The following is a 1,395-nucleotide window of genomic DNA, read 5'->3' on the forward strand; positions in this document are numbered from 1 at the left end:
CAAAATTGGGTAATACACCACCAAGAGAAACTAACACTCCCAAATCGCCAATAGCATACATTCTTCCAAAGGGTAGGTGCCCGCCAGCGTAGGCATACCAAACAAGCCCTGGGGGAAAGGCAGTCATGTTAGATCCCATATCAGATGAGAAAGCAAATATCATGAATGGGGTCATTAAGCCTCCATGAAACATTCCAAGTGTAACCCGAGCATCGATACTTTCAACGACCCCCACAAAGGGGGTTGCACCTGGATCAATCACATAGCTTGCAGCTATAAGACTATTTGCACCAAGGGAAAATTTTCCAAAGGCCAGTACCGCTACAACGATGACCAAAGTACTAAGTAATACCTTTTTCATAGTACAATCACCTCCTCGGCTTTATATTACACGCCGAAAGAAAAAAAACAATGGAAATACAGGACTTGTGCAACACTTTTTTGGAAATAAGTCAACATTTGAACCATCCAAATGTTTCTGAAAAATCAAAATGTTTTTAGAATTCGTATCCAAATTCCACATCAAAATTTTTGTATGATATATCAACTGGTACCAACCATTTCATAAAGCCTGCCTCAAGGAAAAAGTGTTTCCCGAGTTTTAGTCCTCCACCTACTCTTAAAAGTGGTAGCCCGGTGTATGGTCCTACCACCATCGTACCAACATCCGCTAGCACATACAGTTTATTAAAACTGTGATGAAGGCCCGCATAAAGATAAATCATCTGAAACGGTAAAGGTGAAAAAGCATGTTCACCGGTTTCAAGGTTTCTCGCGTATTGCGCAAACGGCATCATCAAACCAGCATGTAGCCAACTGAATGAAGCCCTAAAGTCTAAACTACCTAAAATAATCAAAGTGTTTGAAAAATCCGGAACAATTATTACTCCTGGGCTTGGTAGTTCACTATAAGTAATAAGAACACCTAAGCCATTTAGCCCCACGGAAAAAGCTCCAAAAGCGGTAATGCCAAAAGCAACAATCATGATGCCCAACAATATTCTTCTCATATCAAGCTCACCTCCGATAAGATCATATGCTTTGCAAGACTGAACCTGGTGCACAGGTGAGAGTTGATATGCATTTTTTTATATTTTTTTGAACATAAATTTGGTTCTCTAACAAAAATAACGAGGAAATAGCACTTACTCGCTAAGTTTTTCAGCTAATTTGAATTAGAAGATATATCCAATTTCAACGTCGAACATCTTTCCACTTAATGCTTGACCAAAAGTATCCGACTCATTTTGCAGCAATATTATGCCCGAGACTTCAGAAAAAGCATGTTTTCCGAGCTTCATACCAGCGCCAATTCTTAACAGTGCCAGATTTGGTACAATCCCTTCGAAGACAGAAAACAGCACACCAACATCTGCGATTGCATAGAGCTTTCCA

The 1,395-nt window shown here is 39.9% G+C and carries 2 protein-coding genes and 1 pseudogene; all 3 read right to left on the reverse strand.

Annotated features, from left to right (window positions below; all coding sequences use genetic code 11):
* The coding region (locus tag AC3LHT_RS09315; RefSeq protein ID WP_488662696.1) for a hypothetical protein at nt 1–361 on the reverse strand (361 nt) is incomplete at its 3' end.
* A gap of 136 nt (nt 362–497) precedes the next feature.
* Nucleotides 498–1,010: a hypothetical protein gene (locus AC3LHT_RS09320; protein ID WP_488662697.1), complete on the reverse strand. Its 513-nt coding sequence runs from the start codon at nt 1,008–1,010 to the stop codon at nt 498–500.
* 165 nt (nt 1,011–1,175) lie between these two features.
* Nucleotides 1,176–1,395, reverse strand: a pseudogene (locus AC3LHT_RS09325) (hypothetical protein); the annotation flags it as partial.

It is taken from the genome of Kosmotoga sp. (assembly GCF_982836095.1).